Origin of the sequence: Brevundimonas vesicularis, assembly GCF_032067225.1 — a bacterium.
Lineage (GTDB): Bacteria > Pseudomonadota > Alphaproteobacteria > Caulobacterales > Caulobacteraceae > Brevundimonas > Brevundimonas vesicularis_F.
This window is the reverse complement of record NZ_DAMBJX010000066.1, coordinates 1-14395: the sequence shown is the minus strand read 5'-3', so window position 1 is coordinate 14395 and position 14395 is coordinate 1. Positions and strand designations below refer to the sequence as shown.

Annotated in this window: 14 protein-coding genes; 6 read left to right on the top strand and 8 right to left on the bottom strand. The window is 65.6% G+C overall.

Annotated elements, in window-relative coordinates; translation table 11 throughout:
• The first annotated feature begins 225 nt into the window (after nucleotides 1-225).
• From tpiA to RT123_RS13660, 4 genes are all read left to right on the top strand, one after another.
• Nucleotides 226-978, top strand: a complete 753-nt coding sequence (tpiA, locus tag RT123_RS13675; RefSeq protein ID WP_313009681.1) for a triose-phosphate isomerase — start codon at nucleotides 226-228, stop codon at nucleotides 976-978.
• Nucleotides 979-1042: 64 nt separating this feature from the next.
• The gene (secG, locus tag RT123_RS13670) at nucleotides 1043-1474 is read left to right on the top strand and encodes a preprotein translocase subunit SecG (RefSeq protein ID WP_112862061.1); all 432 of its coding nucleotides are present in this window, start codon (nucleotides 1043-1045) and stop codon (nucleotides 1472-1474) included.
• 122 nt (nucleotides 1475-1596) lie between these two features.
• Entirely contained in the window at nucleotides 1597-3249 is a 1653-nt protein-coding gene (locus tag RT123_RS13665; RefSeq protein WP_313009678.1) for a CTP synthase, read from the top strand.
• A gap of 98 nt (nucleotides 3250-3347) precedes the next feature.
• Entirely contained in the window at nucleotides 3348-3512 is a 165-nt protein-coding gene (locus tag RT123_RS13660) for a hypothetical protein (RefSeq protein ID WP_313009676.1), read from the top strand.
• A 1-nt stretch (nucleotide 3513) separates the two neighbouring features.
• Here the strand turns inward: RT123_RS13660 and RT123_RS13655 are convergent, their stop codons facing one another.
• The 5 genes from RT123_RS13655 to RT123_RS13635 form a co-directional block, all read right to left on the bottom strand.
• The gene (locus RT123_RS13655; protein ID WP_313009674.1) at nucleotides 3514-4890 is read right to left on the bottom strand and encodes a hypothetical protein; all 1377 of its coding nucleotides are present in this window, start codon (nucleotides 4888-4890) and stop codon (nucleotides 3514-3516) included.
• A gap of 56 nt (nucleotides 4891-4946) precedes the next feature.
• A complete protein-coding gene (locus tag RT123_RS13650) occupies nucleotides 4947-5273 on the bottom strand; it encodes a hypothetical protein (RefSeq protein ID WP_313009673.1) in 327 nt (108 codons plus the stop codon).
• Nucleotides 5274-5312: 39 nt separating this feature from the next.
• Nucleotides 5313-5879, bottom strand: a complete 567-nt coding sequence (locus RT123_RS13645; protein WP_313009671.1) for an N-acetyltransferase family protein — start codon at nucleotides 5877-5879, stop codon at nucleotides 5313-5315.
• Complete coding sequence (locus RT123_RS13640; RefSeq protein WP_313009670.1) at nucleotides 5876-8095, bottom strand: S9 family peptidase; 2220 nt, start codon at nucleotides 8093-8095, stop codon at nucleotides 5876-5878. Before RT123_RS13640 ends, RT123_RS13645 begins: the two co-directional genes overlap by 4 nt.
• A gap of 79 nt (nucleotides 8096-8174) precedes the next feature.
• Nucleotides 8175-9959 (bottom strand): acyl-CoA dehydrogenase, encoded by a 1785-nt coding sequence (locus tag RT123_RS13635; protein ID WP_313009669.1) that lies wholly within the window; start codon nucleotides 9957-9959, stop codon nucleotides 8175-8177.
• A gap of 134 nt (nucleotides 9960-10093) precedes the next feature.
• Here RT123_RS13635 and RT123_RS13630 point away from each other — a divergent pair, with 134 nt between their 5' ends.
• The gene (locus RT123_RS13630; protein WP_137721589.1) at nucleotides 10094-10645 is read left to right on the top strand and encodes a cytochrome b; all 552 of its coding nucleotides are present in this window, start codon (nucleotides 10094-10096) and stop codon (nucleotides 10643-10645) included.
• Nucleotides 10642-11559: an L-threonylcarbamoyladenylate synthase gene (locus RT123_RS13625; protein WP_313009667.1), complete on the top strand. Its 918-nt coding sequence runs from the start codon at nucleotides 10642-10644 to the stop codon at nucleotides 11557-11559. The genes RT123_RS13630 and RT123_RS13625 overlap by 4 nt, the downstream gene beginning before the upstream one ends.
• Here the strand turns inward: RT123_RS13625 and RT123_RS13620 are convergent.
• From RT123_RS13620 to yaaA, 3 genes are read right to left on the bottom strand one after another with little or no spacing between them, the layout of a single operon-like run.
• Entirely contained in the window at nucleotides 11556-12623 is a 1068-nt protein-coding gene (locus RT123_RS13620) for a patatin-like phospholipase family protein (RefSeq protein WP_313009666.1), read from the bottom strand. The two genes, RT123_RS13625 and RT123_RS13620, sit on opposite strands and share 4 nt — an antisense overlap.
• Nucleotides 12624-12641: 18 nt before the next feature.
• Nucleotides 12642-13484, bottom strand: a complete 843-nt coding sequence (locus tag RT123_RS13615; protein WP_313009665.1) for a 3-hydroxybutyrate dehydrogenase — start codon at nucleotides 13482-13484, stop codon at nucleotides 12642-12644.
• A 53-nt stretch (nucleotides 13485-13537) separates the two neighbouring features.
• The gene (gene yaaA, locus RT123_RS13610; RefSeq protein ID WP_313009664.1) at nucleotides 13538-14308 is read right to left on the bottom strand and encodes a peroxide stress protein YaaA; all 771 of its coding nucleotides are present in this window, start codon (nucleotides 14306-14308) and stop codon (nucleotides 13538-13540) included.
• Nucleotides 14309-14395: the final 87 nt, after the last annotated feature.

Sequence of the window (14395 nt, the reverse complement as noted above, 5' to 3'; positions counted from 1 at the left end):
CGACGATCACGAAGCTGATCGCGATCAGGACAAGCAGGGCGGCCGCCCATTTGGATCGAGAGAAGGCGCGGAAGGCGGTGAGCATTCGAAAACCCGGGACTGGCCGATATTGGCGTCAATCGTCGCGTATAGTCGGGGCGGGGCCGCCGCTGCAAGGATGGCTTCGTGTCCGGATTGCGGCGGTGCCTCTTGGCTTGGCGGTTTTCGCCTTCTAGACAGGCGGCCATGAAACAATCCGTGAAGATGATCGTCGGCAATTGGAAGATGAACGGCGTCTCGGCCGCCTTGGCGCAGGCTGAGGCGATCAGGGACGCCGTCGGAACGACGGGGCAGGGATGCCGTGTGGTGCTGTGCCCGCCGGCGACGCTGATCGAGCGTATGAGGTCCGCCCTGGCGGGCAGCGACGTGGCGGTGGGCGGTCAGGACTGCCATGAGAAGCCCGCCGGCGCCTTCACCGGCTCGGTGTCGGCCGAAATGCTGCTCGACGCCGGCGCGACCGTGGTGATTCTGGGGCATTCCGAACGCCGCTCGGCTTTCGGCGAGACTGATGCGGACGTCGCCGCCAAGGTCGAGGCCGCCATCGCTGCCGGACTGGAGCCCATCGTGTGCGTCGGTGAAACCTTGCAGCAGCGGGAAGCGGGCGACGCCATCGGCGTGGTGTCGGGCCAGGTCGCGGGCTCGCTGCCGTCCAGCTTGGCCGAGCGCGACTTCGCGGTGGCTTATGAACCCGTCTGGGCCATCGGGACGGGCCTGACCCCGACGTTGGATCAGATCGCCGAGGTGCATGCCGCCGTGCGCGCCGCCATCGTCGAAAAGCTGGGAGAGGGCGCTCGCACCGCGCCCATTTTGTATGGCGGTTCGGTCAAACCGGAGAATGCGCGCGACATTCTGGCTACGCCGGAAGTCGGCGGCGCCCTGGTCGGCGGCGCGTCCTTGAAGGCCGAGGACTTCATGCCGATCGTCAACGCCGCCGCGTGACGTTTGCCCCTGGCGCGCTTCGATGATAGAGGCCGCCGCTTGATCGGCGCAGATCCGCGCCCACATGAATGACGCCATGCTCCAGACCATCCTGCTCGTCGCCATCATCATCGTCGCCATCGCGCTGACGGGCATCGTCCTGCTTCAGAAGTCCGAGGGCGGCGCCCTGGGCATGGGCGGCGGTCCGTCGGGCTTCATGACCGCACGCGGGGCAGGCAATCTTCTGACCGTCACCACCTGGTGGCTTGCGGCCGCGCTGTTCGCCCTGACGATCATTCTGACCGTCGTCGGCAATATGGATCGCGCCTCGGTGTCCGGCATCGACGCCGACGCTGTGGGTTCGTTGGCCACGACGCCGCAGACCCAAACGCAACAGCCCGCCCAGCAACAGCCCGCTACGCCCGCCAAACCAGCGACGCCTTCGCTGGATGATCTGGAAGCCAGCCTGCCGTCGGCCTCCACCGCTCCGGCGCCGGCCCAGCAGCCCGCCCAGTAAGGCTCCAATAGAAACCCGAGTTTCAGAAAGCGCGCCGCAGGGCGCGCTTTCTTCTTTTGATCAACAGTTCGATTCGACGGCGGCATGACCGAGCCGCGAATCATGGAGTAAGGTGTCCCCCCATGGCTCGCTATGTGTTCATCACCGGCGGCGTGGTTTCCTCGCTAGGAAAAGGCCTCGCCTCCGCCGCTCTCGGCGCTCTTTTGCAGGCGCGCGGCTACAAGGTCCGCCTGCGCAAGCTCGACCCCTATCTGAATGTCGATCCGGGCACGATGAGCCCGTATCAGCACGGCGAGGTCTTCGTGACCGACGACGGCGCCGAAACCGACCTGGACCTGGGCCACTACGAGCGGTTCACCGGCGTATCGGCGGCCAAGTCCGACAACATCACGACCGGCCGCATCTATTCGACAATTCTGGAGAAAGAGCGTCGCGGCGACTATCTGGGCGCCACCGTCCAGGTCATTCCGCACGTGACCGACCAGATCAAATCCTTCTGCCTGACGCCTGCCCTGACGGATGCGGGCGAAGACGTCGACTTCGTTCTGGTCGAGATCGGCGGCACGGTCGGCGACATTGAGGGCCTGCCCTTCTTCGAGGCGATCCGCCAGCTGGGGCAGGACCTGCCGCGCGGCCAGAGCTGTTTCGTCCATCTGACGCTGCTGCCGTTCATCAAGACGGCCGGCGAGATGAAGACCAAGCCGACCCAGCACTCGGTCAAGGAACTGCGCTCCATCGGCATTCAGCCGGACATCCTGCTGTGCCGCTGCGAGCAGTCGATCCCGGCTGAGGAAAAGCGCAAGATCGGCCAGTTCTGCAATGTGCGCGAAAGCGGCGTCATTCAAGCAATGGACTCCGCCGACATCTATGCCGTGCCGCTGGACTATCACCGCGAGGGTCTGGACCGCGAGGTCCTGGCGCACTTCGGCATAAACGACGCGCCCGAGCCGGATCTGACCGGCTGGCAAGAGATCGCGCGTCGCCGCCTGCAGCCCGATGGCGAGGTCACCATCGCCGTGGTCGGCAAATACACCGTCCTCAAGGACGCCTATAAGTCCCTGATCGAGGCCCTGCATCACGGCGGCGTGGCCAACAACGTCAAGGTCAACATCGACTGGGTCGAGGCAGACACCTTCGAAGGCGATCCCGAGGCCTGCGAGGAGCGGCTGCAGGGCGCGCACGCCGTTCTGGTGCCGGGCGGCTTCGGCGAGCGCGGCTCGGAAGGCAAGATCGAGGCGGCCCGCTTCGCCCGTGAGCGCAACATTCCCTATTTCGGCATCTGCTTCGGCATGCAGATGGCGGTGATCGAGGCGGCGCGGAACCTGGCCGGCTATCCCAAGGCCTCGTCGACCGAGTTCGGCCCGACCGCCGAGCCAGTCGTCGGCCTGATGACCGAATGGACCCAAGGCAACCAACGCGTCCTGCGTCAGCAGGGCGGCGATTTGGGCGGCACCATGCGGCTCGGCGCCTATGACTCGACCCTGACAGCCGGGTCCAAGATCGCCGAGATCTACGGCTCAACCGCGATCAGCGAGCGTCACCGCCACCGCTACGAGGTCAACATCAACTATCGCGAGGCGATCGAGCAGAAGGGCGGGCTGGTCTTCGCCGGTCTCTCGCCTGACGGCGTCCTGCCCGAAACCGTCGAACGCCCGGACCACCCCTGGTTCATCGGCGTTCAGTATCACCCCGAGCTCAAGAGCCGTCCGTTTGCGCCGCACCCGCTGTTCGCTAGCTTCATCGGCGCGGCCGTGGTGCAAAGCCGCCTAGTCTGACGGAACGCGGTTCTCACAGACTCCATCGGGTCCGCGTTTTGCAGTAGACTGTCCGGAACGGATCGAATTGGCACGATCCGAATGCGGCGGGACCGTCGATGATCGGCGAGTTGCTTTATCACCTGCACCGGCACGTGCGCCTGGTGCTGATCGCCGGAGCGCTGATGCTCGTGCTCGGCGTGGTCCTGGTCGGCTATGAAGCGCTGCGCGTTCTGGACCAGCCGCCGGCCCGCCCGGCCGAAGCCGGACAGGCCTTGAGCTAGATCAGTCGATCTTCAGCCGCACGAAGAGCATCGCCCCGTCGGGATCGCCTCCGTACAGCGGCTCCAACGCCGTCGGCACGCGATTCATGGCGTAGAGACCGCCGAGGCCGAACCGGACGTGTTCGGCGATCCGCCAGTCGCGGACCACGCCGACCGAAGCCTTGCCCACCGTATAGAGCGGGCCATGGCCGCCGCCGACGCCGGGAACCAGTTCATCCGTCTCGATCCGCTCGGCTCGGGCGAAGACGGTCCAGCGGTCGTTCGGATGGACCGCCGATTCCAGCAGCCAGCCGTCTTTCGACTCGCCGTGGTCATTGGTCTTGCGGCCCCAAGCCAGGGTCGAGGACAACCAGCCGTCTTCGCCTAGTCGCCGCGTATGGATGGCGCTGGCCGACCATTTCGTCTCGTCCTCGTCGGGTTCCAGCTGTTCCGGCGCGGAAACATCGGCGTAGGAGGCTTGCAGCGACCATTCGTCGCTTGGATTCCAGACTGCGCGAACGGACCAACTGTCCAGCCGTGGCGAATCGATGCCCCAGCGTTCCTCGTCCGGCTCGCGTCCCTTGAAGGCCGAGGTCTCGATCTTGAAGCGGTCGTGCGCCCAGCCCAAGGTGGTCACGCCGAAGACGATGTGGGTCGAATCCAGCCAGTGGTGGGTGATCGGCGCCTCGGGACTGTCCATCGCGCTCATGCGGTGCATGAAGGCGGGCGGGCCGAAGGCGGGCTCGCCCGGCAGGCCGATATAGCCATAGACGCTGTCCTTTTCGGACAGACGTTTCGAATAGCTGGCCGACAGTTCCATGAAGAGGTCGTGCGGATGCTGGCGATCGACCAGAGGATTGACCCCGTCCGCCGTCTCGCCTGCCGCCAGAAGCAGAGGATAGCCGGACTTGCCCATCAGAGGATCGGGACTGAGCATGGCGCGCAGGTTCAGCGTCGAACCATCGTCGAAGTCGCGCCGCGCCGATGTCATCAGCATGCCGGCGACGAAGGTCTCGTCGCCGCCACGTGGACCCGACTGGGTGTCATAGACCAGGTTGAGCATGGCATGGGTCATCACCATCCAGTCGCCCCGGACGGTATGAATGCCGCCATGTTCGCCAGCGTCGGGTTGCCAGCCAGTGCCCGAGGCGTCGCGGCTTATGGGCCAGGGGCCATAGGGGCTGGTCATGACGTGAGCCATGCCGGCGTGTCCTGCCATGTCAGACGTCGGCATTGCGTCATCTGCCGGCATCGGCATGTCGTGACCAGCGTGCGCGTTCGCAGCCGGTGTGGTCTTGGTCGGTGGTGCGTGTTGGGAGTGATCCTGCGCCGCCGCAGCCTGAGCCAGGGCGAGCAGGGAGATGCCGGCGCAGGCGCCGACGAGAATGCGGATAGCCATTCAAGGCCTCCTATGATGATCGTGACGGATTGCGCCCTAAAGGGACGCGAGCGGTGTCAGACGATCAGGAGGCGGGGCGGGCCGGGTTCAGGCGACAGAAGCCGACCGGCAGGCATGTCGATCAGCACGGCGGCGAGACGCGCGGGCGAGACCTTCAAGCCGGACAGGGGCGCGGGATCCAGTGTCGGCGTCGCCACACAGGCGACGCAGCATATCATCGCCTTCATGGCCTTGGGGGCGTGGCTGGGCGCCTCATCCGGCATGGGCTGGCCTGTTTCATGGCATGGCGCAGCGGCGGCAGGCGACGCTGACGCGCCAACCGTGCCGAGCGCCAGCACCGCCAGGGCGCCGATCAGCATCAACAGGGACTGAAGGATTTTCACCGGTTAAGGATAGGCGTCGCGGCTATGCGCCGCAATGCGTCAACGGGACGGCTTCTTGTCCACCAGCGGCAGACCAAGAGCGTCGGGGGCCGCCGAACCGCCTTCGCCCAGCGCCCGCTGCATGAAGACGACATCGCGCCAGTCGTCATGCTTCCATCCTGCCGCCTTGAACACGCCGGCGTCGGTGAAGCCGCGCGTGCGATGCAGGGCGATGGAACCTGTGTTCTCGGAATCGCCTATGACCGCGACCATCTGACGAAGCCCCAGGGCCTCGCAGCGCGCGATCAGCGCATCGAGCAGACCGCCGGCGACGCCCCGCCCCCTGGCCCAGGGTGCGACATAAATCGAGTCTTCGACCATGTAGCGATAGGCCTGACGGGTACGGAACGGTCCGGCATAGGCGTAGCCGGCGACTACGCCGTCGATCTCGACCACAAGTCGCGGCAGGCCGAGGGCTTCGACGGCGGCGAGCCGTGCGGCCATTTCGACCTCGTCTGGCGCCTCCAGCTCGAAGGTCCCGCGCCCATTAGCGACGCTTTCGGCATAGATGGCCGTGATCGCGGCGATGTCGTCGGGACGGGCGTCGCGAACCGTCAGTGCGCTCACGTCGTCTCCCAGCCCTTGTCGATGGCCCAGACGGCGAAGGCGTAGTCGTGGGCGACTTCCTTTAGATAGTCGAACCGGCCTGCCGCGCCGCCGTGCCCCGCTTCCATATTGATCTTCAGCAGAACCGGCTTGCCCGAGGTGGTGGCGGGCCGCAGCTTGGCGACCCACTTTTCCGGCTCCCAATAGGTGACGCGCGGATCGGACAGGCCGCCGGTGGCCAGCACCGCCGGATAGGCCTTGGGTTCGACCTGATCATAGGGGCTGTAGCTGAGCATACAGTCGTAGGCGGCCGGGTCTTCGATCGGATTGCCCCACTCGGGCCATTCAGGCGGCGTGAGCGGCAGGGAGGTGTCGCTCATGGTGTTGATCACATCGACGAACGGCACCTGGCCGATGACGCCGGCCCACAGGTCGGGCCGCATGTTGTTGACCGCACCCATCAAGAGCCCACCGGCAGATCCGCCCTGAGCGACAATGTTTCCGACCGTGGCGTACTTCTTGTCGATCAGGTGTTCGGCGGAAGCGATGAAGTCGGTGAAGGTGTTCTTCTTCGTCATCTTCCGGGCGTCGAGGAACCAGCCCCAACCCTTGTCGGACCCGCCACGAATATGGGCGATGGCGTAGATCCAGCCGCGGTCCACCAGCGACAGTCGGTTGGTCGAGAAACTGGCCGGCATGGGGATGCCGTAGGAGCCGTATCCGTAGAGCAGCAGGGGCGCCGAACCGTCGACGGGCGTCGATTTGCGACGCAGCACCGTCACCGGCACCAACTGGCCGTCCGAAGCAGGCGCGTTCAGCCTCTCGACCACATAGTCTTCAATGTTGTGACCGGACGGAATCTGCTGCGTCTTGCGCAGGGTCCGCTCTCGAGACGCCATGTCGTAGTCGAACGTCTGCGTCGGCGTGGACGGCGAGTTGTAGGTATAGCGGGTGGTCGTCGTCTCGTATTCGGAGGCGCCGGCCAGCGACAGGGCGAAGGCCGGTTCGTCCACCGCGATCTCATGCTCGGCGCCTTCGCGGTCGCGGATGATGATGCGGGTGTTGGCGTCTGCACGCTCCTGACGCGCCAGATGGGCGTGGGTCAGGTCCAGGCCTTCGATGAAGCGGCCCGGCGTGTGCGGGACCAGATCGGTCCAGTTCGCCTTGGCCGGCGTCGCGGTCGGGGCCTGGACGATCTTGAAATCGATGGCGTCGTCCGCATTGGTGCGGATCACCCAGCGGTCGCCCCAGTGATCGACGTCGTAGCGCGTCTCGACCACGCGCGGCTCCAACACGACGGGTTCGGCCGTCGGCGTGGCGGCGGGAATGTAGCGCGCCTCCGACGTTTCCTGGTTCTGGATGCCGATCACGATAAACTGGTCGTCGGCGGTGCGGCCCACGCCGATGAACATGCCGTCGTCGGCTTCCTCATAGACCAGGGTGGTCGCGCCACCGCGCGCCGGGCGACGGAAGATCTTGTCCGGACGGCCGTTGTCGTCGCGGTTGGTCCAGAAAATCCACTGGCTGTCCGGCGAGAAGACGAAATCGCCGGTGGCGCTGTCGATCACCTCAGGCAGCACCTCGCCGGTCGCCAGATCCTTGACGTAGATCTTGTGGACCTCGGAACCCTGGGCGTCCTCGGCATAGGCGAACAGGGTGTGATCCGGGCTGTGGCTTGCGGCCGACACTTCCGAATAGGCCTTGCCCTTGGCCAGCTCGTTGGCGTCCAGCAACAACTGGGGCGTCGGGGCCATGACAAAATTTTTCGTCACCGGCTGACCATCGACCATCCACGTGCCCTGACGCTCGACGCGCATGTAGCGGGGGTGCTGATCTCCGGTCTGGTATTCGACGTAGTAGTTCCAGCCGCCGTCCGGCGCGGGAACCGAGCTGTCGTCTTCCTTGATGCGGCCGCGCATCTCGGCGAACATCGTCTCCTGCAAGGGCAGGGTGGAGGCCATCATGGCCTCGCGGTAGGCGTTCTCGGCGGTCAGGTGCTCCTTGACCTCGGCCTTGATCAGGGTCGGATCGCGCAGGACCGCCTGCCAATTGTCGTCCTTCATCCACTGATAGTCGTCGGTCCGGGTGCGGCCCAGTTGTTCGATGACGACAGGGATTTTCTTGGCGACGGGCGGCTGAGGCATGGGGGATCCGGTGGACTGACGGGCGAGCGCGGGGGAGGCCGAGACGGCGAGGGCGGTCGCCGCCGTGGACATGATCAGTTGCCGACGATTCATCGGACGCTCCCTGCTTGTTTTAAGGGCGGACCTTGAAGGTCCGGCCCCATCTACGTCAAACGAAGAAACGCTTCGCCGATCATCCGGCCAGCGCGTCCACCGTCATGCGCCGCAGCAGGTCGCCGCCCTGACCCACGGCCGCCAGACGGCTGGAGACGTGGCCCAGCACATTGGCGGCATAGACTTCGTAGAGGTCCAGCTTGCCCTGCAGCCAAACCGGATCGCCGTCGTTGGCGTCCAGCTTCGCCTTGGCCGCCAGCGCGCCTTTGGCCAGCATCCAGCCGCCGGCCACATCGCCCAGCAGTTTCAGATAGGCGTCGGCCGCCGCCAGCACATCCGCCGCGGCGTTCGGATCGGCCTTCTGATCCAGCAGCCACAGGGTCGCGTCCTCGACCGCCTCGATGGCGGTGGCGAACCGTTCGACCGGCTTGCCGCTGTAGAGCTTGCCGAGATCGACCAGCGTCGCCTTCATGTCCGCGATCAGCGCCTTGGCCGAATCGCCGCCGTCCATCGACAGTTTGCGACCCACCAGATCAATGGCCTGAATACCGTTAGTGCCTTCGTAGATCGGGGCGATGCGGGCGTCGCGATAGTATTGCGCCGCGCCGGTCTCCTCGATGAAGCCCATGCCGCCGTGGATCTGGACGCCCATCGAGGCGACCTCGCAGCCGATATCGGTGGACCAGGCCTTGGCGATCGGGGTGAACAGGTCTTCGCGCCCCTTCCAATGGCGGCGTTCCTCGTCGGTCCCGGCGTGGCGGGCCAGATCGGCGGCGACGCCGGTCGACAGACACACGGCGCGCGCCGCGGAAATCTTGGCCTTCATGACGCTGAGCATGCGGCGCACGTCGGGATGGTCAAAGATCGGGGCGTTGGCCTCGCCGGTCCAGACCGAGCGCCCCTGACGACGATCCAAGGCATAGGCGAGGGCGTGCTGATAGGCGCGTTCGGCGATGCCGACGCCTTCGACGCCGACGGCCAGGCGCGCCGCGTTCATCATCACGAACATATGGGCCAGGCCCTGGTTCGGCTGACCGACAAGTTCGGCGGTCGCCCCCTCATAGCTCATGACGCAGGTCGGCGAGGCGTGGATGCCCAGCTTGTGCTCGACGCCGACCGGGCGGAAGGCGTTGCGGTCGCCGAGCGTGCCGTCTTCCTTCACCGCAAACTTCGACGCCAGGAACAGGCTGATGCCCTTGGGGCCCTTGGGCGCGTCCGGCAGGCGGGCCAGCACGAGATGGACGATATTGTCGGTCGCGTCGTGGTCGCCCCAGGTGATGTAGATCTTCTGCCCGTTCAGCGCATAGGTTCCGTCGCCGTTCGGCGTCGCCGTGGTGATCAGCGAACCCAGGTCCGATCCGGCGCCCGGCTCGGTCAGCACCATGGCGCCGGTCCATTCGCCGCTGACCAGCTTGGTCAGATATTTGGCCTTCTGCTCTTCAGTTCCGACCTGCTCCAGCGCCTCGATCGAGGCCAGCGACAGCATGGGGCACAGGCCGAACGCCATGTTGGCGGCATGGACGGTCTCATAGGCCGCCAGTTCCAGCGCCTTGGGCAGGGCCTGTCCGCCCGCTTCGGTCGAAGCCGACAGCCCGGTCCAGCCGCCGGCTGCGAACTGGCGATAGGCGTCGGCGAATCCAGGCGCGGCGGTGACGGCGCCGTTGGCGTAGGTCGATCCCTTCTGATCACCGATCCGGTTCAGCGGCGCCAGCACCTCTTCGGAAAACTGTCCCGCCGCCTCCAGAACCGCCCCGGCGACGTCGGCGTCATAGTCGGGAAAGGCGCCGGTTGCGGCCACGTCGGCCATGCCGGCGACGGATTCCAGAGTGAAGGCCAGGTCTCGAACGGGCGCGCGATAGGTCATGGGTTTCCTCAATCGTCTTTGCGGCCTAAGTGCCGCGTCGGGGCCTGTCGCTGCAAGCGTCTTGGCGACGCGCCCCGTCTCAGTGCAAAGTGGCTGAATGCATGGTGACGCCGTGCCGTCGCGGAAGGGAAGACATGGGCGAGCCCCGCAATCGATATTCGGTCGTTTCCCTGCTGATGCACTGGGGTATCGCCGCCGCCGTTCTGGCGCAGGTGCTGCTGATCACCGCGCACGAGAATACGGAAGGCCCGATTTCGGGCCAGTTCGTCATGCTGCACAAGTCGCTGGGTCTGACGATCCTGGTGCTGACCCTTGCGCGGATCGGATGGCGCCTGGCGCATCCGGCGATTCCTTTGCCGTCGGCTTTGCCGCGCTGGCAGAAGGTGGCGGCGCGCGCGACGCACGTCCTGTTCTATCTGGCCCTGATCGTCATTCCGATGACCGGTTGGCTCGCATCATCGGCCGGCGGGCGGGCGATCGAGTGGTTCGGCCTCTTCTCTTGGCCCCTGCTGCCCGTCGGCGGCGGGCGCGAAACGGCGCGCAGCCTGATGGGGCTGCACGAACTGGCGGTGAAGGGTCTCTATGTCTTGATCGCGCTGCATGTGATCGCAGCGCTAAAGCACCAGTTCATCGATCGCGACAATGTGCTGCACCGGATGATCCCGATCATCCCGCGCAGACCGTGAGCCAAACGCCGCTGCAAGCCGCTCAGGCGCTGGCGAACGGCGATCTGATCCTGCTGCCGACCGAGACCGTTTATGGACTGGGCGCCGACGCGAGCAATGCCGAGGCGGTCGCCGCCATCTTCGCCGCGAAAGGGCGGCCGAAGTTCAATCCGCTGATTTCGCATGTCGTGGATGTCGATGCGGCGGCCAAGATTGGCGAGTTCGGCCCGCTCGGACTTGCCTTGGCGGACGCCTTCTGGCCCGGGCCCTTCACCCTGATCACGCCAATCCTGGACACGCGCAGGGTCTGCGACTTGGCGCGCGCCGGACTGGACAGCGTCGCGATCCGTGTTCCGGCGCATCCGGTGGCGAGGGAAGTGTTGGCGGCGTTCGGCGGCCCGGTCGTGGCCCCCTCGGCCAATCGTTCCGGTCGACCGAGCCCGACGACCTTCACGGACGCTGTCGAGGAGACGGGCTTTGCGGTCTCAGCGTCTGTCGATGGTGGGCCTTGCCAGGTCGGTCTGGAAAGCACGGTCGTGTCGGTGCTGGGGGGACGGGTCGCCCTGCTGCGTCCAGGCGCCATCACCCGATCCGAGATCGAGGCGGTCGTCGGTCCCATTGAAGAGGGCGTAGAGGGGCATCGTTCGCCCGGGCGACTGACCCTGCACTATGCACCGGATGCTCCGGTTCGCATCGAGGCCGGCGCTGCGCGTGACGGCGAGATCCTGCTCGGCTTTGGCCCTGACGCCGGTGAGCCGCGCTGGAGCCTCAGCCCGTCGGGCGACCTGCGCGAAGCCGCCGCCAATCTCTTCCGACTGCTGCGCGAGGCCGACCGCACACGGCCGACGGGTATCGCCGTGTCGCCGATCCCGACTGCGGGACTGGGTGAAGCCATCAACGACCGTCTGCGCCGCGCCGCAGGCTTCGTCGGCTAGCCGAAGCGGGCCTGAAGATCGACGCTGGACTGGCGTCCGACGCTGCCCAGGCACACATTCAACCAATCGTCGGCGGCCGCACGTCCCCGCGCCTTCAGGTCGTTGAGGAAACCCCATTCGGTGTTGAACTTGGATCGCAGCGACAGGTCCGAGAGCCAGCCGTCCGCCTCGATCGCGTGCAATCGGACGTGCCGATAAGGTCCGGCGCCGCCGCCTTTCAGCTGCCCATGTTCGATCAGTTCACCCGCCAGGGCGATGGCGCGCAGTTCGGCGACGAGCGGCGCGTTGAAGACGATCTCGTTCAGCCGATCGACGATGTCGCCTGCGCTTTTAGGCGTCTCGTCGCGCACCATCGGATTGAGTGTAATCAGCAGCACGTCGTCCGGCGTGTCGTCTCCGGTCAACGGCCACAGCGGCGGATTGGTCAGATAGCCGCCGTCCCAATAGGGCTCCCCGTCGATCTCTACGGCTTGAAACAGATGGGGCAGGCAGGCCGACGCCATCAGGACATCGGCGTTGATCTCATTCGTCTGGAAGATGCGCGCTTTCGCCTGGCGCACCGCGGTGGCGGCGACGAAAAGCCGGATGTCCGAGGCCTGGACGGCGCCGAAATCGACCGAGGCCTGCAAAACCCGTTTCAGAGGGTTATGGTTCAGCGGATTGAATTCATACGGACTCATCGACATCGCCAGCGTCTCGCCCGCGCGCCAGAATGGGCTATCCGTGATCCAGTCGGGCGTCCGCGCCGCATTCCAGATCGCGCTGTCGCCGAAGACATTGCGACCGCCGGACTGGTTCACCTCTCGCCAGAGCTTGTCCAAGGCCGCGCGGCCATCCCCTGACGCGAGGCCCGACACCAACGCTGTTCCGTTCATGGCTCCCGCTGAGACGCCGGACACCGCGCGAATATCCAGACGATCATCTTCCAACAGACGATCCAGCACGCCCCACTGGAACGCGCCGTGTGCGCCGCCGCCCTGAAGCGCAAGGCAGATGGGCCGTCGGGCGGGAGCGGCGGGAACGATGTCCGCCGCCTCGGCGGTCTTGCGCTTGAAAATCGCCATGACCGCCGCTTTCCTTTGCTATTGCGCGGTCCAGCCGCCGTCGATGGAGAAGCTGGCGCCGTTGGCCGAGGCGCCGAGGTCGCTGACCAGATAGAGGAAGATGCCGGTGAGCTCCTCCGTCGTGACGAACCGCTTTGTCGGCTGGGCCGCCAGGATCACATCCGTCAGCACCTGCTCCTCGCTCATGTTTCGCGTGCGCGCCTGATCCGCGATCTGTTTGGTCACGATCGGCGTCTCGACGAAGCCGGGGCAGATGGCGTTGCAGGTGATGTTGTCGCGCGCCAGTTCCAGCGCTGCGGTTTTGGTGAAGCCGATTACGCCGTGCTTTGCCGCGACATAGGCGGACTTGAACGGACTGGCCACCAGACCGTGCGCAGAGGCCATGTTGACGATCCGGCCGCGCCCCTGCGCCTTCATGATCGGGATCGCCGCGCGCGTGGCGTAAAAGGCCGACGACAGGTTGATGGCGATGATCTTTTCCCACTGATCGGTGGGGAAGTTCTCGACGGATTCAACGTGCTGGATGCCGGCGTTGTTGACCAGGATGTCCAGGCGGCCCAGTTCGCGTTCAGCGAAGGCGATCATGTCGGCGATCTCTTCGCCACGCGTCATGTCCGCCGGATGATAGAGGACGCGAACGCCGGATGAGGCCTCCAGATCGGCGCGGGTGCGCTCGATATCCGCGGGGTCGCCCAGGCCGTTCAGAACGACTTCACCGCCGCCTGCCGCCACGGCGCGCGCGAGAGCCAGCCCGATGCCAGAGGTCGAGCCCGTGATGACTGCGACCTGCCCTTTCAGATCGCCGATACCGCGTGCCGCCCGACTGTCGGCGCCCGTGGAGTCCGTAGGCTCTTGCGACATGAATCCGCCCCTTCGTTTGTTTTGGCGAGATTAGCGGGAGGTCGATGTCGGGATCAAGAATTTCCCGATCTGATGAATATCCACTCGGCGTCGGTCGAGGCGGCCTTGTCGAACGCATAACCGTCGCGGTCGAAAGCCTTCAGGTCGGCGACCCGTTCCACTCGTTCGTCGATCGCGAACCGCGCCATCGCCCCGCGCGCCTTCTTGGCGAAGAAGGAGATGATACGGCTCTCGCCATTCTTCTCTTCCCGGAACTGGGGCGTGACGACAGGCAGTTTCAGAGCCTTTGCATCGACGGCCCCGAAATATTCCTGGCTGGCCAGGTTTACCAGCGTCGGATCCGGCTGGCCTTCGGCGTCTTCGTTCAGTTGTTTAGAAATCCGGTCGCCCCAGAAGTCGTACAGGCTGGCTCCGCGACGCGTCTTCAGCCGCGTGCCCATCTCCAGCCGATAGGGTTGAATCCGGTCCAACGGACGCAGCAGGCCATAAAAGCCGGACAGAATGCGCAAATGATCCTGGGCGAACGCCAAGGCGTCGGCGTCCAGTTCGCGCGCTCGCAAGCCCTCATACACATCGCCGGCAAAGGCGAAGGCCGCCTGAACACCCTCGGTCGATTCAGGATCGAAAGCCTTGAAGCGCGCGGCGTTCAGGGTCGCCAGATCGTCGGAAATCCCCATCAGCCGACGCAGGTCCGCCTTGGTCTGGCGCTTGGCGGTCTTGGACAGGCTGGCTGTATCTTCGACGAACCGGCGGTCGCTGCCGGGAATAGCCCCATCGGCTTCGGTGAAATCGAGGCGCTTGGCCGGGGAAAGAACAATCAGCAAGACGCGGCTCCGTAATGTCGTCGCCCACATAGGATGCTTCGATGACGATTTGAACCGGCTGCGGCGAAGGGCGCGTCAGGCGTCCCG